Genomic DNA, 26,978 nt, shown 5'->3' with positions numbered 1-26,978 from the left:
GTCAGCCGGCGCGCAGCGCGACGGTCATCGCCTCCACGGCGAGGAGCGGGGCGACGTTGCGGTCCAGCGCCTCGCGGCAGGCGATGATCGCCTCTATGCGGCGGAGGGTGCGCTCGGGCGTCGAGGCGGCCGCGATGCGCTGGATGCCGTCGCGGACCTCGTCGTTGGCAAGGGGGACGGTGGCACCCACCTGGAGGGCGAGGACGTCGCGGTAGAAGCCGGTGAGGTCGACCAGGGCGAGATCGAGGCTGTCGCGCTGGGTGCGGGTGGCGCGGCGCTTCTGCTTGTCCTGGAGTTCCTTCATGGCGCCGGCCGTGCCGCGGGGCAGCCGCCCGCCCGTGCCGGCCGCGGCACCGAGCGCGGCGCGCAGCTCCTCGGTCTCCTTGGTGTCGACGTCCTCGGCGACCTGCTTGGCGTCCTCGCCCGCGGCGTCGATCAGCTCCTGGGCGGCCTTGAGGCAGCCGCCGATGTCGTCGACCCGAAGGGGAAGCTTGAGTACCGCCGAACGGCGGGCACGGGCCCGCTCGTCGGTGGCCAGTCGGCGGGCTCGGCCGATGTGGCCCTGGGTGGCGCGGGCGGCGCGGGCGGCGGCCTGCGGTTCGATGCCGTCGCGGCGGACCAGCACATCGGCGACGGCCTCCACCGGTGGTGTGGTCAGCGTGAGGTGGCGGCAGCGGGAGCGGATGGTGGGCAGGACATCCTCGATGGAGGGGGCGCAGAGCAGCCAGACCGTACGGGGCGCGGGCTCCTCGACCGCCTTGAGGAGGACGTTGCCGGCGCCTTCGGTGAGGCGGTCGGCGTCCTCCAGGACGATCACCTGCCAGCGGCCGCCGGCGGGCGAGAGGGAGGCGCGGCGGACCAGGGCGCGGGTCTCCTTGACGCCGATGGAGAGCAGGTCCGTACGGACGATCTCGACGTCGGCGTGCGTGCCGACCAAGGTGGTGTGGCAGCCGTCGCAGAAACCGCAGCCGGGGACGCCGCCGAGCGCGCGGTCCGGCCCGACGCACTGCAGGGCGGCGGCGAACGCGCGGGCGGCGGTGGACCGGCCCGATCCGGGCGGGCCGGTGAACAGCCATGCGTGGGTCATCTGGGAGGCGCCCCGCTGCCCTTCGGGCGCCGGCCCGCCGAGCGGGGCCGCGGCACCTGCGCCCGCCGCCGCGTCGGCGGTCACGATGGTGTCGGCGTCCCGCGCGGCCGCGGCGAGCTGCTCCGTCACCCGCTCCTGGCCGACCACGTCGTCCCATACCGCCATCGCGCTGCCCGCCGTTCCTGTCCGTCCCGCATCGTGCTTCGCCCGGTGCCGCGCGCGCCGTGCGCCCTCACCCGTTGCTGCGACCCATTGTGGTGCACCCCACCGACAATTGGATCGGGGACCACCCGGGGGTCCGCGCGGTGGCCCGTCCGCGCGGCAGCGCTCCCGCGCCGGAGAGCGGGCCCGCACCGTGAGGGCCCCCGCACCGAAGACCCACCGGCGCCGGAAAGCGGCCGTGGCCGCAGCGGATGCGCTGCGGCCACGGCCGGTGTGCTGCGGGACGGGCGGGACGGGCCTCAGCCGCGCCGGCGGCCGCGGTTGCCGTTGTCGGCGTCCTCGTCCTGGTGCGGGCCGAGGAGTTCGTCGGCCAGCGTCGGCAGATCGTCCAGCGGGGTCTCCTCCGCCCACTCCGGACGGGGACGGCTGCGCTGCGGCGGCTCCGCGGGGCGACCGGTGGCCGGGTCGACCTGCGGGAGTTCGCGGGTGCGCTCGACGCCCGACTCGGCGGGGGCGGACTGCTGCCGCGGCGTGTCCTCGGCCTCCTCCTTGCGGAACATCCACGGCGGCACCCGGTCGGCGGGGGCGCCCCCGTCGCGCACGGGCGGCAGCACGCTGGTCTCCTCCGCGTCCGGCCCGGTGCCGTACCGGGGCAGCACCGCCGTTTCGTCCACCGCACCCTGCGGCGACTCCGGCCGTGGCAGCGACTCCGTGCGCTCGCTGTCGGCGGGCCCGGCCGGGGCCGCGCCACCGTCCTCGACGTACCGCTTCCGCAGATCCGCCACCGGCGTCTCCTTGGTCGGCGCATCGGCCGCCTCGGCGGCCTCGGCCGCCGCCCTGGCCTCCGCCGCGGCAGCCTCCTCGGCCGCCGCGATCCGGGCCTCCTCGGCGCGGACCAGGGCCTCCTCGGCCTTGCGCTGCTTCTCCAGGCGGCGCTCCTCGGCCTCCCGGCGCAGCCTGGCCTCCTCCTCGGCGCGCCGGCGCAGGCGCTCCTGCTCGGCCTGCCGGGTCTGCTCCTCGGCCTCGCGGCGCTGCCGCTCCGACTCCGCCTCCCGGCGGGCCTCCTCGGCGCGCTGCCGCGCCTCCTCCGCCTGGCGGGCGGCCTCGCGGGCCTTGGCGGCCTCTTCGTCCTGGCGCTTGCGCTCCTGCTCCTCCGCGCGCAGCCTGGCGAGCTGCTCCTGGCGCTCGCGCTCGAGCCGCGCCTCCTCCGCCTTGCGCGCGGCCTCTTCGTCGGCCTTGCGGCGGGCTTCCTCCTCGGCGGCCTTGCGGGCCTCCGCCTGGGCCTCGACCTCGGCCCCGGACAGCGGCAGGACCTGGTCGAGCCGGTGGCGCACGACCGTGGTGACGGCCTCCGGCTCCTGTCCCGCGTCGACGACCAGATAGCGCGCCGGGTCGGCGGCGGCCAGGGTCAGGAATCCGGCCCGTACCCGCTCGTGGAATTCGGCGGGCTCGGACTCCAGCCGGTCCGGTGCCTCGGTGAAGCGCTCCCGGGCGGTCTCCGGCGAGACGTCCAGCAGGACAGTCAGATGCGGTACCAGACCGTCGGTGGCCCAGCGCGAGATGCGCGCGATCTCCGTCGGGGCGAGGTTGCGCCCGGCGCCCTGGTAGGCGACGGAGGAGTCGGTGTAGCGGTCGGTGATGACGACGGCGCCGCGCTCCAGGGCGGGCCGGATCACGCTGTCGACGTGCTCGGCGCGGTCGGCGGCGAACATCAGGGCCTCGGCGCGGTCGGAGAGCCCGGACGTGGAGACGTCCAGGATGATCGAGCGCAGCCGCTTGCCGATGGCGGTGGCGCCCGGCTCGCGGGTCACCACGACCTCGTGGCCCTTGCCGCGGATCCAGTCCGCGAGCGCCTCGACCTGAGTGGACTTCCCGGCGCCGTCGCCGCCCTCAAGGGCGATGAAGAAGCCGGTGGCGGCGGGCGCCTGCCCCGGGTCGCCGCCGCGCAGCGCCTCGCGCAGATCACGCCGCAGCGGTACGCCGTGCCGGTCGTCGACCTTGCCGAGCACCCCGGCGGCCACCGGCAGCAGCAGCGCGCCGACCAGCATCAGCGTGAAGGCGGCGCCGCCGTGGGCGAACGCGAAGCTGCCGTTGTCGAAGCGGTGCGGGCCGATGACCGCGGCCAGCAGCGGCGCCACGATGGCGGCGACCGCGACGGCGAGGCGGACGACGGCGTGCAGATGCTCGGTCGTACGCGCCGTGCGGTGCTCCTCCGTCTCCTGCTCCAGCAGCAGATGGCCGGTGTTGGCCGCGACGCCCGCGCCGATGCCGGTGAGGAGTGCCAGCAGCAGCACCGTCGTCGTGTCCGGGACCAGCCCCATGGCCAGCAGCGCGAGGCCGGTGACGGCCACCGCCAGGGCGAGCAGTCGGCGCCGGGACAGGGCGGGCAGCACCTTGTGGGCGCCACGGATCCCGGCCGCCGTACCGCCGGTCAGCACCAGCACCAGGAGCGCGAAGGTGGCCGGGCCGCCGCTCAGGTCCCAGGCGTGCAGCACGGCCAGCGAGACGGCCGCGGCGATCGCGGCGGAGACGGTGGCGCAGGCGAGGACCAGCAGCGGGATCGCGCCCGTGCGGCCCTTGTCGACGCCCGACGCGGTGGTCCTGGGGCGGCGCAGCCCCTCCAGTGGGGAGCGCGGCCGGGGGGTCGGCGCACCGGGGAACTCGATGAAGTAGAGGATCGACACGGAGGCGGCGAACAGCCCGGCGGCCACGTACGAGCCCAGGGCGGCCTGGTGGAGGTGGAACCACTCGATGCCGGTGCCCAACAGCTTGCTGATGAGGGTGACGACCACCAGGGCGGCGGCCGCGATCGGCAGCGCGAGGAAGCCGGTGCGCAGCGAGAGGCGGCGCAGCGCGTCCATGTTGTCGGGGAGCGGCCGGACGGCGGCGCCCTCCGGGGGCGGTGCGGGCAGCAGGGCGGGCGCCGCGCTCTCCCGCGCGACGGTCCAGAAGCGCTCGGCCACGCCCGTGACGAAGACCGTGATCAGCAGCCAGGCCAGCGCGTCGGACGGCGTCCAGTCGATCCACAGGGGCGCGACGACCAGCAGCGCCAGCCGCAGGCCGTCCGCGCCGATCATCGTCCAGCGCCGGTCGAGCGGCCCGGAGGGGGCCGTCAGGGCGGAGAGCGGTCCCAGCAGGACGGCCCCGAAGAGCAGGGTGGCCAGCATCCGGGCCGCGAAGGCCGCGGTGACGGCGAGGGCGGCGCCCCGATAACCACCGCCGAAGACCGCGTCGCCTCCCACGGGTACGTACAGCGCTGCCTGGAGAACGAGGAGTACCAGGACAAGCATGGACAGGGCATCGCCGATGCCCCCGACAAACTGGGCGCTCCACAGTCGCTTCAGCGGAGGGAAGCGCAGCAGGGCCCGTACGGCGCGCTCGCGGGAGTCCGCGGCGAGGGCGTCTGAAGTGGGGGGCACGACCGTTGGCTGCTCGGCACGCGTCATCCTGCCAGCCTATCGGGAGGGTACGCACTACTGGGCGCCTGCCCGAACAAACAGGCGGGCCCGACGGACCGAAGTCCGTCTTGCCCGCCCTTGTCCTGCGCGAACGGCCGGGAGCCGCCCGGGAATCAGTCCTCGGCCGACGCCGCCGTCTTCTTCGCCGCCGTCTTGGCGGTGGCCTTCTTCGCGGTCGCCTTCTTGGCCGTGGTGGTCTTCTTCGCCGCGGTCTTCTTGGCCGTGGTGGTCTTCTTCGCGGCCGTCTTCTTCGCCGGAGCCTTCTTGGCGGTCTTCTTCGTCGGGCCCTTGGCGCGCTTCTCCGCCAGCAGCTCATAGCCGCGCTCGGGGGTGATCGACTCGACCTCGTCGTCCCGGCGAAGCGTCGCGTTCGTCTCGCCGTCGGTGACGTACGCGCCGAACCGGCCGTCCTTGACGACCACCGGCTTGCCGCTGACCGGGTCGGTGCCCAGCTCCTTCAGCGGCGGCTTGGCGGCGGCACGCCCGCGCTGCTTGGGCTGCGCGTAGATCGCGAGGGCCTCTTCGACGGTGATGTTGAAGAGCTGGTCCTCGGTCTCCAGGGAGCGCGAGTCCGTGCCCTTCTTGAGGTACGGGCCGTAGCGGCCGTTCTGCGCGGTGATCTCCACGCCCTCGGGGTCCTTGCCCACCACCCGCGGCAGCGACATCAGCTTGAGCGCCTCCGCCAGGGTGACGGTGTCCAGGGACATCGACTTGAAGAGCGAGGCGGTGCGCGGCTTGACGGCGTTCTTGCCGGTCTTCGGGGTGCCCTCGGGCAGGATCTCGGTGACGTACGGGCCGTAGCGACCGTCCTTGGCGACGATCTGGTGGCCGCTGTCCGGGTCCATGCCCAGCTCGAAGTCGCCGCTCGGCTTGGCGAGCAGCTCCTCGGCGTACGTCACGGTCAGCTCGTCCGGCGCCAGGTCGTCGGGGACGTCGGCGCGCTGGTGGCCCTCGGCGTCCTTCTCCCCGCGCTCGACGTACGGGCCGTAGCGGCCGACCCGCAGCTTGATGTCGTCGCCGACCGGGAAGGAGGAGATCTCCCGGGCGTCGATCGCGCCCAGGTCCGTGACCAGCTCCTTCAGCCCGCCGAGGTGGTCGCCGTCGCCGTTGCCGGCGTCCGAGGCGGCACCCTCGGCCTCGCCCTCACCGAAGTAGAAGCGCCGCAGCCACGGCACCGACTGGGCCTCGCCGCGCGCGATGCGGTCGAGGTCGTCCTCCATCCTGGCGGTGAAGTCGTAGTCGACCAGCCGGCCGAAGTGCTTCTCCAGGAGGTTGACCACCGCGAAGGAGAGGAAAGAGGGGACGAGCGCGGTGCCCTTCTTGAAGACGTAGCCGCGGTCGAGAATCGTGCCGATGATCGACGCGTACGTCGACGGGCGGCCGATCTCGCGCTCTTCCAGCTCCTTGACCAGCGTGGCCTCGGTGTAGCGGGCCGGCGGCTTGGTGGCGTGGCCGTCGGCGGTGATCTCCTGCGCGGCCAGCGCGTCGCCCTCGGCGACCTGCGGCAGCCGGCGCTCACGGTCGTCCAGCTCGGCGTTCGGGTCGTCGGCGCCCTCGACGTAGGCCTTGAGGAAGCCGTGGAAGGTGATGGTCTTGCCGGACGCGCTGAACTCGGCGTCCCGGCCGTCGGCGGCCCGGCCACCGATCTTGACGGTGACGGAGTTGCCGGTCGCGTCCTTCATCTGGGAGGCGACGGTCCGCTTCCAGATCAGCTCGTACAGCTTGAACTGGTCGCCGGTCAGGCCCGTCTCGGCCGGGGTGCGGAAGCGGTCGCCGGAGGGGCGGATCGCCTCGTGCGCCTCCTGGGCGTTCTTGACCTTGCCGGCGTAGGTGCGCGGCTTGTCCGGCAGGTAGGACGCGCCGTACAGCTGCGTCACCTGCGCCCGGGCCGCGGTGACCGCGGTGTCCGAGAGTGTGGTGGAGTCCGTACGCATATAGGTGATGAAGCCGTTCTCGTACAGCTTCTGCGCCACCTGCATCGTGGACTTGGCGCCGAAGCCGAGCTTTCGGCTGGCCTCCTGCTGGAGGGTGGTCGTCCGGAACGGCGCGTACGGCGAGCGACGGTAGGGCTTGGACTCGACCGAGCGGACGGCGAAGTCGGTGTTCTCCAGGGCGGCGGCGAGCGCGCGAGCGTTCGCCTCGTCCAGGTGGAGCACGTCGTTCTTGAGCTTCCCGTTGGGGCCGAAGTCGCGGCCCTGTGCGACACGGCGGCCGTCGACGGTGTTCAGACGGGCGGTGAGGGTCGACGGGTCGCTGGCGTCACCGGCGCGCCCCGTGGAGAAGGTGCCCGTCAGGTCCCAGTACTCGGCGGAGCGGAAGGCGATGCGCTCGCGCTCCCGCTCGACGACGAGGCGGGTCGCCACCGACTGCACTCGGCCGGCCGACAGTCGCGGCATGACCTTCTTCCACAGGACCGGCGAGACCTCGTAGCCGTAGAGGCGGTCGAGGATGCGGCGGGTCTCCTGGGCGTCGACCAGCTTCTGGTTCAGGTCACGGGGGTTGGCGACGGCCTCGCGGATCGCGTCCCTGGTGATCTCGTGGAAGACCATCCGGTGGACCGGGACCTTGGGCTTGAGGATCTCCTGGAGGTGCCAGGCGATGGCCTCGCCCTCGCGGTCCTCATCGGTGGCGAGGAAGAGTTCGTCGGACTCGGCCAGCAGCTCCTTGAGCTTCTTGACCTGGTCCTTCTTGTCGCTGTTGACCACATAGATCGGCTGGAAGTCGGCGTCGACGTTCACCCCGAGGCGAGCCCAGGGCTCGCCCTTGTACTTCGCGGGGACCTCCGCCGCGCCGTTGGGAAGGTCGCGGATGTGCCCGACGCTGGCCTCGACCACGTAGCCAGGGCCGAGATAGCCCTTGATCGTCTTCGCCTTGGCAGGCGACTCGACGATGACGAGTCGGCGGACGCCGCCCTCTGCGGTCTCGCTGGTCGCGGACAACTTCGCTCTTCTCTCCGGTCGACGCTGGGAATGCCACCCGGCCGGACGCTGGGGGGCCACTGCGGTGACGCTTGACGCTGCGGAGTGTGACGGTACCTCCCGCCCCCGTGTCAAACGGAAAAACCCCGCAACGCCACTCGAACGGTAACCCGACTACATGTCTTCATGCCGCCCCGGACCGTATACGGCCCTTCCTACGGGGCCTCGGAGATCTTCGCCACCGGAGCGGTACCCCCTCCGTAGCCTGCCGCTATCCCGTCCCCACCGCCATCTCACCGACGCCGGTGATCTCGCACAGTGACGATCCCCACGGCCGCGGCCACCGGACCGAGGCTGCGCACGTCGCGGGCGGAGCACGCAGGCGGGGCCGGAAGCCGCCACTTCCCCGATGCCCCGTATCGGGCGACTGGCAGGATGGACGCGGCACGGCTCCTTGCCCGAGCCGGCAAGCCGCCGCCATCACGCACTCGGGGGGCAACACCCATGGCGCACCAGTACCCCGGCCCACCGCCGGAAGAGCCCGACCGGAATCCGTACACCAAGCCGCCGGGGGACGAACCGGCCGGCAATCCGTACGCCGCGCCGGGGAGCGGGGGTCCCGTCGACGCCGGATACGGCTATCCGCAGGGCGGCCGCCCGGGGGAGCCCGGCTACGGATATCCGCAGGCCCCGCAGTCACCGCCCGGATACGGCTATCCGAACGCCGCCCCGCAACCGCCCGTGCCCGGCCTCGGCCCGACGCAGGCTGCGCACCCCGGCGGTATGGCGCTGTCCCTCGGTGACATCGTCGTGAGCGGCGACACGATCATGACGCCGGCCGGCCCGATGCCGCTCAAGGGCGCGATGTGGACGGCGACGGACATGTCGCGGACGGAGGAGAAGATCCCGGCGCACGCGATCGTGCTCGCCATCGTCTTCTTCTGTTTCTGTCTGCTCGGCCTGCTCTTCCTGCTGATGAAGGAGCGCACCACGACCGGCTTCGTCCAGGTCACGGTGAACAGCGGCGGGCGCTACCACGCCACGATGGTCCCCGTGCAGTCGCCCGAGCAGGTCATGTTCGTGCTCAACCAGGTCAATCACGCCAGGGCGCTGAGCGTGTGACCTCCGACCACCCCATACGTCCGGCGGGCCCGGCAGTGCGGGCGGGCCCGGGTCCGGGTCCGGCAGCGCCGGCGGGCCCGGGTCCGGCAGTCCCGGCGGGCCCCGTGGCGCCTTCCGCCACGGCGGTCCGCCGGCGCACCGTCCGTGTGGCGACCGCTTCTCTCGCCGCCGGGGCGCTGTGCGCCGTGTATCTCTGGCACACCAATCCGCACGAGTCAGGGCACGTGCTGCTGCCCTGCCCGCTCAAATGGGCCACCGGGGTGCTGTGCCCGCTGTGCGGCGGGACGCGGATGGCGTACGACCTGCTGCACGGCGATGTCGCAAGGGCCTTCCACGACAACATGGTCCTGCTCACGCTGGGCGTACCGGCCGTCGGCTATGTCGTCGCGAGCTGGCTGGCTGCGGGGCTGCGCGGCCGGTACTTCCGGCCGCGGCTCTCCGCCCGCGGCAACGCCGTGGTGCTCGGCATCGCCGCGGTGTGGATGCTCGCCCGCAACCTCGTCGGCTGAGCCGGCCCGGCCCGGAGTCGCCCGGGCCGGCTCCGGCCGCGGCTCAGCGGACGGTGACGGACACCACCGGCGAAACGGTGCTGCCCGCGCCGATCCGGAGCTGGTTGACACCCTTGATGCCGAGCTTGACCCGCACCGCGTACGTGCCGCTCGCGTTGACCGGGGCCTGCGCGGGCAGCGCGACCCACTTGGCACCCTGCTTCTGCTGGACGGTGACCTTGCTGCCCGCCGCTATGCCCTTGGCGGCGCCGGAGATCCGGAACTCCTGCCAGGGAGCCACGGTGGTCGCGCTCGCCTTGGCGGTCAGCTGCGCCGCGGCCGGTGCGGTGGCGACGACGGGCGACGGCGCGTGCAGCTGGGCCGGCTCGGCGAAGGCTGCGGCCGACCCTCCGGCGAGCAGGGCGACGGCGACCACACCGACGGTGGCGTAGCGAAGTGCACGGTTCATGGGGATTCCTCACTGACAAGCCGGTTCGTGACCTTCACTCAGAAACACGAGCGGCACGACGCGGGGGTTCCCTCATCCGCGGTGTGTCGGCCACGCAGTACGCAACTGGCCAGAAAAGAACGAAGCCGCCCCCACAGCCTGTTGACGATCCGTCCAGCCTGTTGACGATCCGTGGCCGGCAGCCGACCCGACGGCCTGCGGCGAGACGGCGGGTGGCGAGATGGATGGTGGGTGGCGAGATGACGGTCGCCTCCATTCGCGAGAGGAACGGTCCCGCGCCCTGAAGCCCTGGCCCTCAGCGCCCTCAGCGCCCTACAGCAACGAGAGCATCCAGCACCCCGCCCCCAGGAACACCGCCCCGGACACCAGCGCCATGACGGTCCCCACCACCCGGCCCACGCCGTCGGCGACCGGCACCCCCGACCGGGCACTGACCCCCGTCCACAGCAGCAGTCCGGCGCCGAACAGGGCGAACACCGCGCCCGCGAATGCCTCGGGTCCACTCTCCATACGGGCAGCGTGGCAGTCGCGAGCAGCGCTCCGAAGAACTCCGGATGAACGGATTCCGCATGTCTCGAACGAAAGCGATCCCGGCCCCGATCCCGGCCCCGATCCCGACGCCGGGGCCGCGCCCCCGGTCCCCGACCCCGCCGCCTCAGCCCTCGGACGCCACCGGCTCCAGGAAACCCTGCTCGATCAGCGTCCGGATCGAGGACGGCGTGCGGTCACGCAACAGCACCGCGTCCTCGCCGACGAGTTGGGCGATGGCGTCCAGGATCCGCCCGGCGGGCAGCGAACCGTCGCACACCCCGGCGAAGCCCGCGCCGACCGTGTCCACCTTCGTCGCCCGGCGCATACCGCGGTTCTGACGCAGCACCACATGCTCCGGGTCCTCCGCACCGGGCAGCCCGACCTGTTCCTGGAGCACCTCGTCGGCGAGCCGGAAATGGGCGGCCAGCAGCGCCGCGTCGTCCGTGGCGCGCAGATAGTCCTGCCGGTCGAAGTGGCCTACGACCGACTCCCCCAGCGGCTGCTCCACCGGGTGCGGCCATTCCTCGACCGTGACGGCCGGGCTGTCGGAGCCGGACTTGCGCAGCGTGATCCACCCGAAGCCGACCGCCTTGGTGCCGCGTGCCTCGAACTCGTCGAGCCAGGCGTCGTACCGCTCGGCATACACCTCGTCGCCGGCGCGATGGTCGCCTGCGTCCCGCAGCCACAGCTCGGCGTACTGCGTGATGTCCTGCACCTCCCGCTGCACGATCCAGGCGTCGCAGCCGCGCGGCACCCAGGAGCGCAGCCGCTCCTGCCACTCCTCGCCCGCGACGTGCTGCCAGTTGGCCAGCAGCTGGCAGTACCCACCGTCGCTCAGATGCGCCGCGCTCTGCTGGACCAGCGTCCGGCACAGGTCGTCGCCGCCCATCCCGCCGTCCCGGTAGGTGAGCCGGGCGCCGGGGGAGATCACGAACGGCGGGTTGGAGACGATCAGGTCGTACGTCTCGTCCCCGACCGGCTCGAAGAGCGAGCCCTCCCTCAGGTCCGCCGGGCGCGCCCCGGAGAGCGCCAGTGTGAGCGCTGCGGTCCGCAGGGCCCGCGGGTTGAGGTCGGTGGCCGTGACCCGGGTGGCGTGCTGCGTGGCGTGCAGCGCCTGGATGCCGGAGCCCGTACCGAGGTCGAGGGCCTTGGCGACGGGCCTGCGGACCGTGATCCCGGCGAGGGTCGTGGACGCACCGCCCACGCCGAGCACCAGTTGCGAACGGTCCGCACCGTCGCCCCTGATGCCGCTCGCACCGCCGACCGCGCAGCCCAGGTCCGAGACGATCCACCAGTCCTGGCCCTCCGGGCCGCCGTACGGCCGGACATCGACGGTGGCGCGCACCTCGTCGCCGTCCTGCACCAGCCAGCCGTCGGCGAGGCAGTCGGCCACCGGCAGCGCGGCCCGGGCCCGCCCCTCGGTCACCGGACGCTGCAGCAGAAACAGCCGCACCAGGGTCTCCAGTGGGCTGTCGCCGCGCGTCGCCCGCAGCGCGGGGACGGTTTCGCTGCGCGCCAGCGCGGCGTAGGCCGGCGCACCGAGCAGGTCCAGCAGACCGTCGGCGGTGAAGGCGGCTGTCAGCAGCGCCTGGCGCAACCGCTCGGTGCGGGCGCTGCTGTCGGGATCCTGGGCATCTGCGGTGGGGAGGTGCGTACTCACGCTCCCATTGTCAGGGCAACCGCCGACAATCGACGACGGCCCGGCGCCGCGCCCCTCGGGCGCGTCGCCGGGCCGCGCCGGCGGGCCGGTACGGGGCGGGGCCGGTGGCCCTAGGACGACTTGGTCGACGGGCCCTGAGACCCGCCCTGGCTCTGGCAGCCCTTCTGGTTGGCCATCGCCTTGCCGACGTCCCCGGACTCCAGGTTCTTGAAGGCCTGCTCGCTCTGGGTGTTGAGCTTCTTGATGCCGTTGGACAGGTTGCTCAGGCCCGCCGCGAACTTCGCCTTGTCCTGGGTGCTGAGCGAGTCGATCTGCTTCTTGAGGCCCTCGTAGCCCTTCGAGAGCGAGTTGAGCTCCTTCACCGCGTTCTTCTGGGCGTCCTGGCCGCCGTCGCTCGGCGGGGCGCCCGCCTTGTCCAGCGACGTTGCCAGCGAGGCATAGGCGTTGGAGATCTTCTGGAAGGCCGCGGAATCCGCCTGCTGCACCTTCTTGGAGTCTGCGTTGCCGCCGCCCGCCGTCTGCATGGCGGCGTTGGCGTCCTGGATCGCCTTGAACTGAGCCTGCGCGGGATCGCAGAACTTCTTCGCCCAGTTGTCGAGTTCCTTGTTGCTGTCGTCGCTGCAACCGGTCAGCGCGAGCAGGAGTGCCGCACCGCCGGACAGTGCAGCCACAAGCTTCTTGTTCACCGGATTGGTCCCTTCCATGGCTCTCGGCCCCGGAACATACACGTCCAAACGGCCTGGTCCATGGGCCGGGCAGTCCGCCCGGCCCTCATTGCAGCCATTTGCACCAAGGAATGAGCAGCCGGGCGGGCATGACGACGGCGGGTGGACGGCGCCCGCAAAATGCGCCGTCCACCCGCCCGTTGAGCCGTTTCCGGGCCTTTCACCGGCCCGCTGCGGCTAGGACACCACGGCCGTCTCTGTCGACTTGGCGACCTTTTCCTCGTTCTCGGAGTTGGATTCGTCACCTACGGCGATTCCGCGCCGCTTCGAGACGTAGACCGCCCCGACGATGACGACGAGCGCCAGCCCCGCGACCACGAGCCGCACGACGGTGTTCTTGTCCGCGCCGTAGGAGAACTTCACCACAGCCGGCGCGATCAGCAGCGCCACCAGGTTCATCACCTTCAGCAGCGGGTTGATGGCCGGACCGGCGGTGTCCTTGAACGGGTCGCCCACGGTGTCACCGATGACGGTCGCGGCATGCGCCTCGCTGCCCTTGCCGCCGTAATGGCCGTCCTCGACCAGCTTCTTGGCGTTGTCCCAGGCGCCTCCGGAGTTGGCCAGGAAGACCGCCATCAGGGTGCCGGTACCGATCGCGCCTGCCAGGAACGAGCCGAGCGCCCCGACACCGAGCGCGAATCCGACCAGGATCGGGGTGAGCACCGCCAGCAGCCCCGGGGTCGCCAGCTCGCGCAGCGCGTCCTTGGTGCAGATGTCGACGACCCGCCCGTACTCCGGCGTCTCGGTGTAGTCCATGATCCCCGGGTGCTCGCGGAACTGCCGGCGCACCTCGTAGACCACCGCGCCCGCCGACCGCGACACGGCGTTGATCGCCAGCCCCGAGAACAGGAAGACGACCGAGGCGCCGAGCACCAGCCCGACGAGGTTGTTGGGCTGCGAGATGTCCAGGCTGAGCCCCATCCCGCTCGCCGCGTCGCCGACCTCGCGCACGGCGGTGGCGATGGCGTCCCGGTACGAGCCGAACAGCGCGGCCGCGGCCAGCACGGCCGTCGCGATGGCGATGCCCTTGGTGATGGCCTTGGTGGTGTTGCCGACCGCGTCCAGGTCCGTCAGGACCTTCGCGCCGTCACCGGTGACATCACCCGACATCTCGGCGATGCCCTGCGCGTTGTCGGAGACCGGGCCGAAGGTGTCCATCGCCACGATCACGCCGACGGTGGTCAGCAGGCCCGTACCGGCCAGCGCCACCGCGAACAGCGCCAGCATGATGGACGCACCGCCCAGCAGGAACGCCCCGTAGACGGCCAGGCCGATCAGCACCGCCGAGTAGACCGCCGACTCCAGGCCGACGGAGATACCGGCGAGGACGACGGTGGCCGGGCCGGTCAGCGACGTCTTCCCGATGTCCCGCACGGGCCGCCGGCTGGTCTCGGTGAAGTATCCGGTCAGCTGCTGGATCAGGGCGGCGAGCACAATGCCGATGGCGACCGCCACCAGCGCCAGCACCCGCGGATTACCGGCATGGCCGAGGATGTCCTCGTCGGTGACGCCCTTCAGGTCCTCGTAGCTGGACGGCAGGTAGGTGAACACCGCGGCGGCCACCAGGACCAGTGAGATGCCCGCGGAGATGAAGAAGCCGCGGTTGATGGCCGTCATGCCGCTGCGGTCGGTGCGCCGGGGCGCGACGACGAAGATGCCGATCATCGCGGTGACCACGCCGATGGCCGGGACCAGCAGCGGGAAGGCGAGTCCGGCGTTGCCGAAGGCGGCGGTGCCCAGGATGAGCGCGGCGACCAGCGTGACGGCGTACGACTCGAAGAGGTCGGCCGCCATGCCGGCGCAGTCGCCGACGTTGTCGCCCACGTTGTCCGCGATGGTCGCGGCGTTGCGCGGGTCGTCCTCGGGGATGCCCTGCTCCACCTTGCCGACGAGGTCGGCGCCGACGTCGGCGGCCTTGGTGAAGATGCCGCCGCCGACCCTCATGAACATCGCGATCAGCGCGGCGCCGAGGCCGAAGCCCTCCAGCACCTTGGGCGCGTCGACGGCGTACACGAGCACCACGCAGGACGCGCCGAGCAGGCCGAGTCCCACGGTGAACATGCCGACGACGCCACCCGTGCGAAATGCGATCTTCATTGCCTTGTGCGAGACGGCCGTAAGATCTTTTTCTTTGGTGTCGCCTTCGGCCGGCGTGGCTTCCCGGGCCGCGGCGGCCACACGCACATTGCTGCGCACGGCGAGCCACATGCCGATATAGCCGGTGGCCGCCGAGAATCCGGCACCGATCAAGAAGAAGGCGCTGCGTCCCGCGCGCTGCGTCCAATCGTCCGCGGGCAGCAGCATGAGCAGGAAGAACACCACAACGGCGAATACGCCGAGCGTTCGCAACTGCCGGGCCAGGTAGGCATTTGCGCCTTCCTGCACGGCCGCCGCGATCTTCTTCATACTGTCGGTTCCCTCACCGGCCGCGAGCACTTGGCGGACCAGCACCGCCGCGACGGCCAGTGCGGCCAGCGCGACGACGGCGATCACCAGCACCATGGTGCGGTTGCCCGACGTCAGCGTCGGTCCGGCCAGAAATGAGGGGGTGTCCAGCAACTGAGGGGTGTAAGGCCCCGCCATTCGTCCTCCTTGACGTTTGGCACATGGGCGCGCGGAAGCACGCTCAGGCGTCCTGAGCAAGATGTGGACGGATTGTAGGGAGCCTCACGGCATCAAAACAGTGCGCCTCAAAGGGAATTCGCCGGTAGCCGCCATGATCAAAAGGATGACGTCCACAGAATTCGCCCGGACGGAGGAAAGCGACGAATTCGCTGACCGGTGGCCGATGATCTCGCTGTCGTACTGATCGCCGCTGTTCAAAGACGCTTCGCGTGCTCGTGCGCCGGGCGTGTCCCGCGTGACGACGGAGAAAATTGGTTCGCCTGGATACCGCCGAACGGGTGTCCCGGGAACGCCCCGCGCTCCGCGAAGAAGCGCGAGACCGCGTCGGATCGAGTCCGGATCGGAACCCCGCCGAAGACGTCGGTGGCTCCCGACGCCGCCGTCAGCAACGACCCTCGCGTACCGAGATCGCGTCCGCACGGCGGCGGCACGGAAGTCCGCCACGGGAGCGGCGCACGGACGGCCAGAAGCACCACAGCGCCGGTGTCCGCGTGGAACAGAAGCGCCGGTATCGGCGTGAACGAGATCAGCGCGAGCCCGACCGGGCTGCGATGATTGTCGACATGGCGGTTGGCCCCAGCCGGCTGCGGACGAGGAACGCTCGCTCGCGCTCCCCCGACGGCACGGCCGCCGCGCTACGGCAGAACCGCGACCTGAGGCGTCGGCCAGCTCATCCGGATCACACCACCGCTCTCGCCGGACGTCACCTCGACGTCGTCGACCAGCCCGCTGATGACCGCGAGGCCCATCTCGTCCTCGCCCTCGGGCTCGCTCTCCGCGCCGCCCTGGGCCGCCTGCTCGGCATGCGCACCGGCCGGACCGGGTCCGCCCGGAACCTCGTCGCCCACCTCGATGGAGAACTTCTTCTCGTCCTCGATCAGCAGCACCCGCACCGGAGCCCCGATGCCGTTGCTGGCATGCAGACCCACAGCACGGCTGCACGCCTCACCGACGGCGAGTCGCACCTCGTCCAACACGGCCTCGTCCACTCCTGCGCGCCTTGCCACGGCAGCGGCGACCAGACGTGCGGTCCGGACGTGCTCGGGAAGGGCGCTGAAGCGAAGTTCGACGGTGGCCATGCCATCCCCCTCGATATGCGGACGTGCAACGCAGGGGGCCGGACTGGACGTCCGGTACCCCCCACTACTTCCTTCCCCGCGCCTGGGGCGCGGGGCACCACGCAGCCGTCAGTCAGTCGCGGCGACTGCTTCGTCGACCGAGGTGTGAATCGGGAACACCTTGGTCAGACCGGTGATACGGAAGATCTTGAGAATGCGCTCCTGGTTGCAGACCAGGCGCAGCGAGCCCTCATGGGCACGCACCCGCTTGAGCCCGCCGACCAGAACGCCGAGCCCCGTGGAGTCCAGGAAGTCGACACGTTCCATGTCCACCACGAGGTGGTAGCTTCCGTCGTTCACAAGCTCGACCAGCTGCTCTCGCAGCTTGGGCGCGGTGTATACATCAATCTCGCCACCGACCTCGACGACCGTACGGTCGCCAACGGTCCGGGTCGACAGGGACAGGTCCACGGATCCTCCAGCACCTTGCTATCGAGCGGTCGCCCCCCTGGGGCCTCCCCACCGAAGTAGGGGCGGATCTGGCAGCCGCGATGGCATTCAATCACTTACCGGCAGGCGTGCACGACGCCTTGTCAGCATTGTCGGTCAGTCCGGTGACACACTCGGTGCCGATGGCCTCCAATCGACTGCCGCAGGACGCGGGCGCACGACCCTCCCCAGGCATGATTCTCGACCGTCTGGCCCGGGGCGCGACCCGCGCTGCGCGCATCACTCATACGGAGCACTTGCCCCCGCGCATCGGTAGCCATGCCGACTGGCCCGAAGAGATCCGGCCGGAAGTGATCGACGCCATCCGTTCGGCCGGAATCGATCGTCCCTGGGCCCACCAGGCACGGACATCCGAACACGCACTGCGCGGCGAGTCGGTCGTCGTCGCCACCGGGACCGCTTCCGGCAAGTCCCTGGCGTACCTCGCGCCGGTCCTCTCCACGCTCCTGGACGGCTCCGAGGCGCCCAACGGCCGCGGGGCCACGGCCCTGTACCTGGCGCCCACCAAGGCCCTGGCGGCCGACCAGCGGCGCGCGGTACGCGAACTGGCCACCCCCCTGGGCACCGCTGTCCGGCCCGCGGTCTACGACGGTGACACCCCGGTCGAGGAACGCGAGTGGGTGCGTCAGTACGGCAACTACGTCCTGACCAACCCCGACATGCTGCACCGCGGGATCCTCCCCGCCCACCCTCGCTGGTCCTCCTTCCTGCGCGCACTGCGCTATGTCGTGATCGACGAATGCCACTCCTACCGCGGCGTCTTCGGCTCGCACGTCGCACAGGTCGTGCGCCGGCTGCGGCGGATCTGCGCCCGCTACGGCGCCGAGCCGGTCTTCCTGCTGGCCTCCGCCACGGCCGCTGAGCCCGGCGAGGCCGCGACCCGGCTGACCGGGCTGCCCGTGGTGGAGATCACCGAGGACACCTCGCCACGCGGCGAGCTGGTCTTCGCGCTGTGGGAGCCGCCGCTGACCGAGCTCCACGGCGAGCAGGGCGCCCCGGTCCGCCGCACCGCCACCGCCGAAACCGCCGACCTGCTCACCGACCTCGCCGTCCAGGGCGTCCGGAGCGTCGCCTTCGTACGCTCGCGGCGCGGCGCCGAGCTGATCGCCCTGATCGCCCAGGAGCGGCTGGCCGAGGTGGACCGCTCGCTGCCCGCTCGGGTCGCCGCCTACCGGGGCGGCTATCTGCCCGAGGAACGCCGGGCCCTGGAACGCGCCCTCCACAGCGGCGACCTGCTCGGCCTGGCCGCGACCACCGCGCTCGAGCTGGGCGTGGACGTCTCCGGACTCGATGCCGTGGTCATCGCCGGCTACCCGGGCACCCGCGCCTCCCTGTGGCAGCAGGCCGGCCGGGCGGGGCGCTCCGGGCAGGGGGCCCTCGCCATCCTGGTGGCCCGCGACGATCCGCTGGACACCTATCTCGTCCACCACCCCGAGGCGCTCTTCGACCAGCCGGTCGAGTCCACCGTCCTGGACCCGGACAACCCCTACGTCCTCGCCCCGCACCTGTGCGCTGCCGCCGCCGAACTTCCGCTCACCGAGGCCGACTTCCCGCTCTTCGGCCCCGCGACCGCCGGGCTGCTGCCGCAGCTGGAGTCCGCCGCGCTGCTGCGCCGACGGGCCACCGCCTGGCACTGGACGCGCCGCGAGCGGGCCGCCGACCTGACCGACATCCGGGGCCAGGGCGGCTCCCCGGTGCAGGTCGTCGAGGCCGGCACCGGACGGCTGCTGGGCACCGTGGACGCCGGCGCCGCACATGCCTCCGTCCACGACGGCGCCGTCCACCTCCACCAGGGGCGCACGTATCTGGTCAAGCAGCTCGACCTGGACGACGGCGTCGCTCTCGTCCAGGAGGCCAACCCGCCCTATTCCACGACCGCCCGCGACACGACCGCCGTCTCCGTGCTCGAAACCGACACCGAGATCCCCTGGGGCGACGCCCGACTCTGCTTCGGATCCGTCGAGGTCACCCATCAGGTCGTCTCCTATCTGCGCCGCAAGCTGATCACCGGCGAGGTCCTGGGCGAGACGAAGCTGGATCTGCCGCCGCGGACGCTGCGCACCCGCGCGGTGTGGTGGACGGTCACCGAGGACCAACTCGACGCCGCGCGCGTCAATCCCGAGCAGCTGGGCGGCGCGCTGCACGCCGCCGAACACGCCTCCATCGGCATGCTCCCGCTGTTCGCCACCTGCGACCGCTGGGACATCGGCGGCGTCTCCGTCCCCCTCCACCCGGACACCCTGCTGCCGACCGTCTTCGTCTACGACGGGCATCCGGGCGGCGCGGGCTTCGCCGAGCGCGCCTTCCACACGGCCGCCGACTGGCTCACCGCCACCCGCAGCGCCATCGCCGCCTGTGAGTGCGAGGCCGGCTGCCCGTCGTGCATCCAGTCCCCGAAGTGCGGCAACGGCAACGATCCGTTGCACAAGCGGGGCGCCATCCGTCTGCTGGGCGAGCTGTTGCGTGGTGCGCCGCAGGGGGCGTAGCGCGGGCGTCGCGCCCGCTGCCACGCCCGGGCCCAGGGCCTCGGCGGCCGGCCCGGCCCTGGCCCGCACCCGCGCGGTGTACGGGCTGCGGCCCGCCTCGGCCTCGACATCGGCCACCGCCCCGGCCAGGACGCAGCGCACCACGCGGGCCTGCTGCGCCGCGGCCACCCGACGCGCTGCCGCGCAGGCGGCGGCCGGCCCCCGGAGGGCGCGGTCCGCGGCGGCCAGCGCCGCCAGGTCGGCGGCGCCGCCTGCCCGGTGCCGTGCCGTGACGGCCTGGCCCACACCGATCAGGGCCGCGAACACCGCGCACAGCGCCGCCGCCGCGAAGACCGTCCACACCGTCGCGAAGCCGTCGTCACCGCCCCACCGTTTCCTCCGCAAGAGCCACCGCCTCCCCTCTGACCTGCGCCGTAAGCCGCCCCAGGACGGGCAACCGCGCCTCGACCCGGACGCGCACCTGATCGCCCTCCCGCGACACCGCGATCCGGGCCGCCCGGGGAGCCGCGCCCCGGGCCGCCCGGAGCACCGCCGCGGGTGGTTCCGACCGCGCCGCCGCCCGCGCCCCGGCCCGTGCCGCATCCACGCACGCGATCCGGGTACCGACCGCCATCAGCCCCCACAGCAGCGCCGCCACGACCGCCACCAGCACGGGCAGCACGACAGCCGTCTCCGCAGTGGCGAATCCCCCGTCGCGGACGAACCGGTGGCGCCGTCCGCCCTCAGAACTGGACACCGATCGCCTTCTCCAACGCGCCCTGCAGCAGCGCCGCGACCTTGCCGCTGGTCACCACCTTGTAGAGCACCGCCGCCAGGGCACAGGCCGCGAGCGTGCACACGGCGTACTCGGCCGTCGCCATCCCCCGGTCCGCCTTCGCGGCGCGTACCCGCCTCCATCGACGTCGCACCATGCCAACCCCCTCGAATCCGTATCTGTGATCAGTTGTCTGCGGTCCGTTGTGTGATCAGTTGTCTGCGGTCCGCTGTGCGATCGGTTGTCTGCGGTCAGTCGTGGCCCAGCAGTCCGTCCGCCAGGCCGATCAGCACCGGCGCCACTCCGAGCGCCAGGAACGCCGGCAGGAAGCATGCGGACAGCGGCAGGGTGACCAGCACCCCCGCCCGCCGGGCCCGCACGGCCGCCGCTCTGCCCTGCTCCGCACGGAGTTCCGCAGCGATCCGCGCCACCGACTCGACGGCCGGCACTCCCGATATCCCGGCGCGCTCCATACAGCGCGCCAGCCCTCCGGCGCCGGGGAGCGCGGCCAACCGGGGCCAGACGACGGTAGGTTCACCGCCCAGGCGCAGTTCCGCCGCCACGTGGCGCAGCCGCTCGGCGACGGTCCCCTCCAGTGACCGCCCGACCACCTCCGCGGCTTCCCGTGGTCCGGCGCCGGCGGCGAGGGTGGCCGCCAACAGGTCCGCTGCCGGCACCAGTTCCGCCCGCAGCCCGGCCTCGTTCCACCGCACCGCCTCCGCGGCCCGTTGCCGCGCCAGCCACAGATGCGCGCCGTAGCCGACGACCAGGGCCGCCGTGACACCGGCCACGCCATCGACGAGAATGATCACGAAGCCCGCCGCACCCAGCGGCCCCGCCCATTCCTTCAGTCGATGCCCCAGCCGCCCGCCCGCCTTCGCCTGCGATCGCGCTCTCCCCGTCGACGGCCGTTCACGACCCAGCACCGCGTGCGCCCGCCGCCTCGCGTGCCGTCCGCGGCGCGCCTGACGCACCAGCGCGACCGCCCACACCGCAGCCGACGCGACCGCCAGCGTCATCCCCACCCTGTGGAAAACTTCTGCACTCACCGCACTCACCGCATTCCCCTGTCCCGGCCCGCCTCGGCGACGATCCGCGCCGTCCAGGCGATGCCGCCCCACTCCAGTAGTCCGCCGATCCCCAGGCACCCCCATCCCGCCGGGGTGTGCAGCAGCACCCGCAGCGGGTCGGCGCCGAGGGCACCGCCCATCAGCAGCCCGCCCACCGGAAGCAGGCCGAGCATCAGAGCCGTGGCTCTCGGCCCCGCCAACTGGGCCCGCAATTCCTCGCGTTGGTCGCGCCGGGCCCGGAGTCCGGCCGCGATCCGCTCCAGCCCGAAGGACAGCCCTGCGCCGCCCTGCACCGCGACCTGCCAGCAGGCCGCCATGCCGGTCAGTCCGTCGGCCCCGGGCAATCGCGCCGCCGCCCGCAAGGCCCGGGGCACGTCACCGCCGTAGCGTGCGGCCGCCAGCACCACCGCGCCCCGGCCGCCGAGACCCGTCGCGCCGCTCGTGAGCAGGGCGCGGTCCGGCTGCTGTCCGGCCCGCAGCTCGCCCGCCACCGCGGCGCACAGCCCGATCACCGCGGCCTCGTGCCGGTCCCGCTCGCGCTCCGCGCCGCGGGCGGCCAGCCACCGGCGGACGGCAAACGCGGCGAACGGCGCGGCGAGCACCGGCACCACGGATCCGCCGGCCACACCGACCCCGAGGCCCGCCGGAAGGCACCAGACCTCCCGCCCGATGCGGCCGCGGCTCCAGTTGCTGCCGCGCCGCCGGCGGGTCCGCCACGCTGCCCGTACCGGCGGACTCCCGAACAGCTCCCGAGCCCGCCGGCCCCGGCCGCCCCGCCCGCCGACGGCCGACCACCCCGCCGCGGCCGCGCAGAGCACCGCCAGGACCGCCGCCAGCACCACGACCACCCTCACCGCCCGCCTCCCCGCTCGCAGAGCTCCGTCAACCGCGCCCAGCCGGGCGCCTCCCAAAAGCCGTCCGGTCCCCAGCGCGCGGCCGGCACAGTGACCACGAAGCCGTCGCGATCGCGCTCCAGAACATGGATCTCGGCGATCCGCCGCCGCCCGGACCGGTCGCGCACGAGGTGCAGGACCACCGACAGCGCCGCCGCCAACTGGCTGTGCAGGGCCGCGCGGTCCAGCCCGGCAGTGGAGCCCAGGGCCTCCAGCCGCGCGGGGACGTCGCAGGCGGCATTGGCGTGCACCGTGCCGCAGCCGCCCTCATGGCCGGTGTTCAGGGCCGCCAGCAGGTCGGTGACCTCCGCGCCGCGCACTTCGCCGACCGCCAGCCGGTCCGGCCGCATCCGCAGCGCCTGCCGGACGAGGTCCCGCAGCGTCACGCGGCCGACGCCCTCCTGGTTGGCCGGGCGGCTCTCCAGACGCACCACGTGGGGATGGTCCGGCCGCAGCTCCGCGGAGTCCTCCGCGAGGACGATCCGCTCGTCCGGGGCAACCAGTCCCAGCAGCGTGCTGAGCAGCGTCGTCTTGCCCGAGCCCGTACCGCCGCTGATCACGAAGGACAGCCGGGCGGCCAGCACCGCGGTCAGCAACCGGTCGCCGCCGGGGGGCACCGTGCCGGCCGCCACCAGGTCCGCGAGGGTGAAGGCCCGAGGCCGGAGCACCCGCAGGGACAGGCAGGTCCCCGCGACGGCCACCGGAGGCAGTACCGCGTGCAGCCGGGTGCCGTCCGGGAGCCGGGCGTCCACCCACGGGCGGGCGTCGTCGAGCCGGCGCCCGGCCACCGCCGCCAGCCGCTGGGCGAGCCGGCGCACCTCCGCCGCGTCCCGGAAGCGCACCGCCGTGCGCTCCAGCCCGCCGCCCCGGTCCACCCACACCTCGTCCGGCGCCGTGACCAGGACGTCCGTCACATCCGGCGCGGCCAGCAGCGGCTCCAGCGGCCCGCTGCCCACCATCTCGGACCGCAACGCGGCCACCACGCCCAGCACTTCGGCGTCCCCCAGGAGCCGCCCCTCCTCCCGCAGGGCCACTGCCACCCGGGCCGGGGTCGGCTCCGCGCCCGCCTCGGCCAGCCGTCTGCGCACCACGTCCAGCAGGTTCTGCTCGCTCACCGGTGCCCACCGCCCAGGGCCTCGGTGCGCGCCGACCGGCCGACTCCCGGCCCGGGTGCCCCGGGATCGTCGCCCGGGGCCGTCACCCGTCCCCAGAAGCCCGTACAGAAGCGGGCCAGCGGGCCGCGCGGATGTGCCCCGGGCGGCACGTCCCGCGACAGATCCGCGGAGAGTCCCGTCTCCCAGGCGAGTTCACCGGCCAACGGGAGCTCCAGCAGGCGGGCGATCTCTTCCGGGGCCAGCCCCGGGTCCGGCCCGGGGACACCGCGCGCGACCACCCGCAGATCGCCCAGCACGGCTCGCACACCCGCCGCGGCCCGCTGGGCCGCGGCGACCGCGCGCAGCTCGGCGGGGACGACCAGCAACCCCACGTCCACCTGCGCCAACGCCTCCGCCACCGCGTCGTCGACCTGACGGGGCAGATCCACCACCACGGCCCCGCCCCGTCGGCGCGCCGCCGCAAGCACCGCGCGCACGGCCGCCGCCGGCGGCGCCGCACCCGCGCCGCCCCGGTCCCAGCTGAGTACGCGCAGGGAGTGCAGCCGCGGCAGTGACTCCGCCAGAGCGCCACCGGCCACCCGGCCGCGCGATTCGCAGAAGGCGGGCCACCGCAGGCCCTTCTCCCGCTCGCCGCCCAGCAGGACATCGAGTCCACCGCCGAGCGGGTCGCCGTCCACCAGCAGGGTGCGCACTCCCGTGCGGGCCGCCGTGACGGCAAGAGCGCAGGCCAGGGTGCTCGCGCCGGCCCCTCCGCAGCCGCCGACGACGGCGACCGTGCGGGCCGGCGGCCCCACTCCCTCGACCGCGTCGGCGATCCGGTCGACCAGCCAGCGCTCGCCGTCGGGCAGGGCCAGCACCCGCTCCGCCCCTAGGGCGACCGCCCGGCGCAGAAGCGCCGGGTCATCGGCGTCGTGGCCCGCGAGGACGACCCCCTCCCGGCGCCCAGGACCGCGCCACCGCGCCGCGCAGTCCTCGCCGATGATCACCAAGGGTGCCGTCTTCCAGGCACCGCCTCGCACCGGCGGCCCGTGGGCCACCTCGGGCCGGACACCGGCCGCCGCGCACAGCCGCAGAAGATCGTCGAGAAGCCGCTCGTCCTGGGTGACGATCAGCGGGAGGCCCCGCTCTTCCTCGCTTCGATCCGGCCGATCGGATGTCATGGATCCGGACACGTTCCGTTCCCCTATCGCTACACAACTCGCCCATCCGCGAACTCGCGGACTTTTACGGTGCAGCGATCGCGAAAATCCCGTGGATCTTGACCCAAAACTGTGGACAACTCCGCGACTGTGAATATCCCTGTCACCTATTCCGGCGACGAACCGACACTTCTGGGGCCACAGAGCGGGGCGAAGGCCGACAAGAAGATCCGGCCCAAAGAAGAGCTTTCACAGAGCAGCGCTTCAGCTACGGTGAGTGACGACCGGGCCGCGCCACCGAGGGCCGCCATGCGACGGAAGGGGAGGAGTGAGATCCGGTTGCCGCGACGCAAAAGGCGTCCGGACATGCGACGACCCCCGCCGGGGGGGAGAGCGGGGGTCGTCCCCACGGCCGACTCGGGGGGGGGGAGGAGCCGGACCGTGTTAGCACGGTCGCGAACGATCCGTGACTTCCATGGTGTACCCGAGGGCCTTCTCAGGCAAACCCACGCGCCGCACCTTACGCCGAATGGTTGGCCCCTATGCTCGCCCCGTGGAAAACCACTCCGTACCTCACTCGACGCCCCGTACTGCCGCGTTCTTCGACTTGGACAAGACCGTCATTGCAAAGTCGAGCACGCTGACCTTCAGCAAGTCGTTCTACCAAGGCGGGCTGATCAATCGGCGGGCCGTCCTACGCACCGCATATGCCCAGTTCGTGTTCCTCGCCGGCGGCGCCGATCACGACCAGATGGAGCGAATGCGCGAATACCTCTCGTCGCTCTGCCGGGGCTGGGACGTGGCCCAGGTGCGGGAGATCGTCGCCGAGACCCTGCACCGCCTGATCGACCCCATCATCTACGACGAGGCGGCCTCGCTCATCGAGGAGCACCACGCCGCCGGACGGGACGTCGTCATCGTCTCCACCTCGGGCGCCGAGGTGGTTGAGCCGATCGGCCAACTCCTGGGCGCCGACCGGGTGGTGGCGACCCGCATGGTGGTCGGCGAGGACGGCCGCTTCACCGGGGAGGTGGAGTACTACGCCTACGGCCCGACCAAGGCGCAGGCCGTCCGGGATCTCGCCGAGTCCGAGGGATACGACCTGGAGCGCTGCTACGCCTACAGCGACTCGGCGACCGACGTCCCGATGCTGGAGGCGGTCGGCCACCCCTTCGCCGTCAACCCGGACCGGGCGCTGCGCCGAGAGGCGGCCGCACGCGACTGGCCGGTGCTGTCGTTCAACCGGCCGGTGCCGCTCAAGCAGCGACTGCCTGCACTGTCGTTGCCCTCGCGCCCGGCGCTCGCCGCCATCGCCGCGGTGGGCGCCGCGGCCGCCACCGCCGGGCTGGTCTGGTATGCGAGCCGCCGCCGGACGACCCCCCGGAGCCTTGCCCGCATTGCACGTATTTGAGGCCAAACGTAAATATCTGATACCTGGGGTTCCGCTTGCCTCGCATCAGGAGTACAAAGGAATTAACGGCCCGCGAGACCAAGGACATCCGAGAGGACTACCTGAAACGCAGCAAGGCCCACGGACCGATGCATGAAAGTCGGGCACCCACGCGACGCCGACCCGTCGATTACGGGCCAGCCGCACCAGGTAACGGACAAAGTTTCCGACCTGATCGGCAAACATCGTGCACGCATGGTCACGCGACGGACATGCCAGCGGCGGTACCACGTAGCAACGGGTACCGCCGCAACCCTTGTCCGGGGAAAGGGAGTTGTCCGGTTCGCGCCCGTCCGGCGCGGACGCGGGCGCGTCCGTAAGACCGTCGCCCCTTCGCCGATCAGGCCGCGCTTCGCCGATCAGGCCGCGCCGCGCTGCAGCGCCTCACATACCGCGGTGCTCTCCCGCGACCCCAGATCCACCGCACGGCCACAGTGCGCGATCCAGGCCGCGACGCCTTCCGGGGCCCCCGAGACATAGCCCTCCAGGGCCGCGACATACGCCGCGCGCCCCAGTTCCGCGTGCCCCATCTCGGCCGGGCAGATGGCCTTCGGGTCCAGCCCGCTGCCCACCAGCACGATCCGCTCGGCCGCCCGCGCGACCAGCCCGTTGCACGAGCCGAACGGCCGCAGCGCCAGCAGCTCACCGTGCACCACCGCCGCCGTCACCAGAGCCGGGGCCTCGCTGCCGGCCAGGAGCAACCGCGCCAGACCGTCCAGCCGCCCCGCCACCTCGTCGGCATCGGGCAGCGCGAGCTCGATGAGCGGCTCGTCCACCGGTTCGGCCGCCAGTCGAGGCCGCCCCACCGTCTCGTCCGCCGCCTCGCCGCCGGCCGCCACCAAATGGAGCCGGGCCAGCACCCGCAGCGGCGACTGCCGCCACACGCTCAGCAGCTGCCCGGCCTCGGTGGTCAGCCGCAGCGCGGCACCGACCGTCCGCGGCTCGCCGCCCACACCGAAGTCGGTGCGCCGCCGGACCTCTTCGAGCGCCCAGTCGGCCCCCGCGAGCGCCGCGGAACCCCGCGCCCCGCGCAGCGCCGCCTCGGCGGTGACCTCATTGCTGCGCCGTCGCATGATCCGGTGCCCGTAGACCCGGTCGACTCCCTTGCGCACGGAGTCCACCGCCTCGGCGACCCCCGGGAGCGACGCCAGGGCGACGAGCGGGTCGGCGCTCGCATTCGGGGGTGCGGGGGTCGAGCCCCGGGAGTTTGCTGCCATGGGTACGACCCTACGCATCACCAGGGCACACCCCTCGAAGG

Annotated in this window: 21 protein-coding genes and 1 pseudogene; 4 read left to right on the top strand and 18 right to left on the bottom strand. The window is 72.7% G+C overall.

Features of this window, described 5'->3' with window-relative positions; translation table 11 throughout:
* Position 1 precedes the first annotated feature (1 nt).
* The 3 genes from ACGFML_RS19740 to topA form a co-directional block, all read right to left on the bottom strand.
* Positions 2–1,252: a DNA polymerase III subunit delta' gene (locus ACGFML_RS19740; protein WP_393545317.1), complete on the bottom strand. Its 1,251-nt coding sequence runs from the start codon at positions 1,250–1,252 to the stop codon at positions 2–4.
* Positions 1,253–1,548: 296 nt separating this feature from the next.
* Positions 1,549–4,695, bottom strand: coding sequence for a dTMP kinase (gene tmk, locus ACGFML_RS19735; protein WP_393545315.1), 3,147 nt, complete (start codon positions 4,693–4,695; stop codon positions 1,549–1,551).
* A 125-nt stretch (positions 4,696–4,820) separates the two neighbouring features.
* The gene (topA, locus tag ACGFML_RS19730) at positions 4,821–7,646 is read right to left on the bottom strand and encodes a type I DNA topoisomerase (RefSeq protein WP_393545313.1); all 2,826 of its coding nucleotides are present in this window, start codon (positions 7,644–7,646) and stop codon (positions 4,821–4,823) included.
* Between the two features lie 483 nt (positions 7,647–8,129).
* On the opposite strand from topA, the gene ACGFML_RS19725 reads away from it, so the two are divergent.
* Both ACGFML_RS19725 and ACGFML_RS19720 read left to right on the top strand, forming a co-directional pair.
* Positions 8,130–8,747: a hypothetical protein gene (locus ACGFML_RS19725; protein ID WP_393545311.1), complete on the top strand. Its 618-nt coding sequence runs from the start codon at positions 8,130–8,132 to the stop codon at positions 8,745–8,747.
* Between the two features lie 146 nt (positions 8,748–8,893).
* On the top strand, positions 8,894–9,256 hold the full coding sequence (locus tag ACGFML_RS19720; protein ID WP_393545309.1) for a DUF2752 domain-containing protein: 363 nt from the start codon (positions 8,894–8,896) through the stop codon (positions 9,254–9,256).
* A gap of 43 nt (positions 9,257–9,299) precedes the next feature.
* Here the strand turns inward: ACGFML_RS19720 and ACGFML_RS19715 are convergent, their stop codons facing one another.
* From ACGFML_RS19715 to bldG, 7 genes are all read right to left on the bottom strand, one after another.
* The gene (locus ACGFML_RS19715) at positions 9,300–9,704 is read right to left on the bottom strand and encodes a hypothetical protein (protein WP_393545307.1); all 405 of its coding nucleotides are present in this window, start codon (positions 9,702–9,704) and stop codon (positions 9,300–9,302) included.
* A gap of 312 nt (positions 9,705–10,016) precedes the next feature.
* Positions 10,017–10,214 (bottom strand): hypothetical protein, encoded by a 198-nt coding sequence (locus ACGFML_RS19710; RefSeq protein ID WP_393545305.1) that lies wholly within the window; start codon positions 10,212–10,214, stop codon positions 10,017–10,019.
* Positions 10,215–10,359: 145 nt separating this feature from the next.
* Positions 10,360–11,895 (bottom strand): methyltransferase, encoded by a 1,536-nt coding sequence (locus tag ACGFML_RS19705; protein WP_393545304.1) that lies wholly within the window; start codon positions 11,893–11,895, stop codon positions 10,360–10,362.
* Between the two features lie 110 nt (positions 11,896–12,005).
* Positions 12,006–12,581: a small secreted protein gene (locus tag ACGFML_RS19700; protein WP_393545302.1), complete on the bottom strand. Its 576-nt coding sequence runs from the start codon at positions 12,579–12,581 to the stop codon at positions 12,006–12,008.
* Positions 12,582–12,797: 216 nt separating this feature from the next.
* The gene (locus tag ACGFML_RS19695; protein WP_393545300.1) at positions 12,798–15,203 is read right to left on the bottom strand and encodes a sodium-translocating pyrophosphatase; all 2,406 of its coding nucleotides are present in this window, start codon (positions 15,201–15,203) and stop codon (positions 12,798–12,800) included.
* A 677-nt stretch (positions 15,204–15,880) separates the two neighbouring features.
* A complete protein-coding gene (locus ACGFML_RS19690; RefSeq protein WP_393545299.1) occupies positions 15,881–16,324 on the bottom strand; it encodes an ATP-binding protein in 444 nt (147 codons plus the stop codon).
* A 108-nt stretch (positions 16,325–16,432) separates the two neighbouring features.
* A complete protein-coding gene (gene bldG / locus ACGFML_RS19685; protein WP_004571875.1) occupies positions 16,433–16,774 on the bottom strand; it encodes an anti-sigma factor antagonist BldG in 342 nt (113 codons plus the stop codon).
* Positions 16,775–16,854: 80 nt separating this feature from the next.
* Here bldG and ACGFML_RS19680 point away from each other — a divergent pair, with 80 nt between their 5' ends.
* Positions 16,855–19,299 carry a DEAD/DEAH box helicase gene (locus ACGFML_RS19680; RefSeq protein ID WP_393545297.1) on the top strand — a complete coding sequence of 815 codons (2,445 nt, stop codon included), beginning with the start codon at positions 16,855–16,857 and terminating at the stop codon, positions 19,297–19,299.
* Between the two features lie 108 nt (positions 19,300–19,407).
* On the opposite strand, the pseudogene ACGFML_RS19675 reads toward ACGFML_RS19680, so the two are convergent.
* The 7 genes and pseudogenes from ACGFML_RS19675 to ssd form a co-directional block, all read right to left on the bottom strand.
* Positions 19,408–19,605: pseudogene (locus ACGFML_RS19675) on the bottom strand (Rv3654c family TadE-like protein); the annotation flags it as partial.
* A gap of 52 nt (positions 19,606–19,657) precedes the next feature.
* Entirely contained in the window at positions 19,658–20,035 is a 378-nt protein-coding gene (locus tag ACGFML_RS19670; RefSeq protein WP_393545295.1) for a TadE family type IV pilus minor pilin, read from the bottom strand.
* Positions 20,022–20,210, bottom strand: a complete 189-nt coding sequence (locus ACGFML_RS19665; RefSeq protein WP_393545293.1) for a DUF4244 domain-containing protein — start codon at positions 20,208–20,210, stop codon at positions 20,022–20,024. The genes ACGFML_RS19670 and ACGFML_RS19665 overlap by 14 nt, the downstream gene beginning before the upstream one ends.
* A gap of 94 nt (positions 20,211–20,304) precedes the next feature.
* Entirely contained in the window at positions 20,305–21,102 is a 798-nt protein-coding gene (locus ACGFML_RS19660; protein WP_393545291.1) for a type II secretion system F family protein, read from the bottom strand.
* Positions 21,103–21,107: 5 nt separating this feature from the next.
* Positions 21,108–21,977, bottom strand: a complete 870-nt coding sequence (locus ACGFML_RS19655) for a type II secretion system F family protein (protein ID WP_393545289.1) — start codon at positions 21,975–21,977, stop codon at positions 21,108–21,110.
* The gene (locus ACGFML_RS19650; RefSeq protein WP_393545287.1) at positions 21,974–23,131 is read right to left on the bottom strand and encodes a TadA family conjugal transfer-associated ATPase; all 1,158 of its coding nucleotides are present in this window, start codon (positions 23,129–23,131) and stop codon (positions 21,974–21,976) included. Before ACGFML_RS19650 ends, ACGFML_RS19655 begins: the two co-directional genes overlap by 4 nt.
* Entirely contained in the window at positions 23,128–24,291 is a 1,164-nt protein-coding gene (gene ssd, locus ACGFML_RS19645) for a septum site-determining protein Ssd (RefSeq protein ID WP_393545285.1), read from the bottom strand. The genes ACGFML_RS19650 and ssd overlap by 4 nt, the downstream gene beginning before the upstream one ends.
* A 508-nt stretch (positions 24,292–24,799) precedes the next feature.
* On the opposite strand from ssd, the gene ACGFML_RS19640 reads away from it, so the two are divergent.
* Positions 24,800–25,681: an HAD-IB family hydrolase gene (locus ACGFML_RS19640; RefSeq protein ID WP_393545283.1), complete on the top strand. Its 882-nt coding sequence runs from the start codon at positions 24,800–24,802 to the stop codon at positions 25,679–25,681.
* A 398-nt stretch (positions 25,682–26,079) separates the two neighbouring features.
* On the opposite strand, the gene ACGFML_RS19635 is transcribed toward ACGFML_RS19640, so the two are convergent.
* Complete coding sequence (locus ACGFML_RS19635; RefSeq protein WP_393545281.1) at positions 26,080–26,937, bottom strand: oxidoreductase; 858 nt, start codon at positions 26,935–26,937, stop codon at positions 26,080–26,082.
* Between the last annotated feature and the right edge of the window lie 41 nt (positions 26,938–26,978).

The organism is Streptomyces sp. NPDC048650 (genome assembly GCF_043199095.1).
In the GTDB taxonomy this organism is placed as follows: domain Bacteria; phylum Actinomycetota; class Actinomycetes; order Streptomycetales; family Streptomycetaceae; genus Streptomyces.
This window is presented reverse-complemented; position numbering and strand designations above follow the sequence as displayed.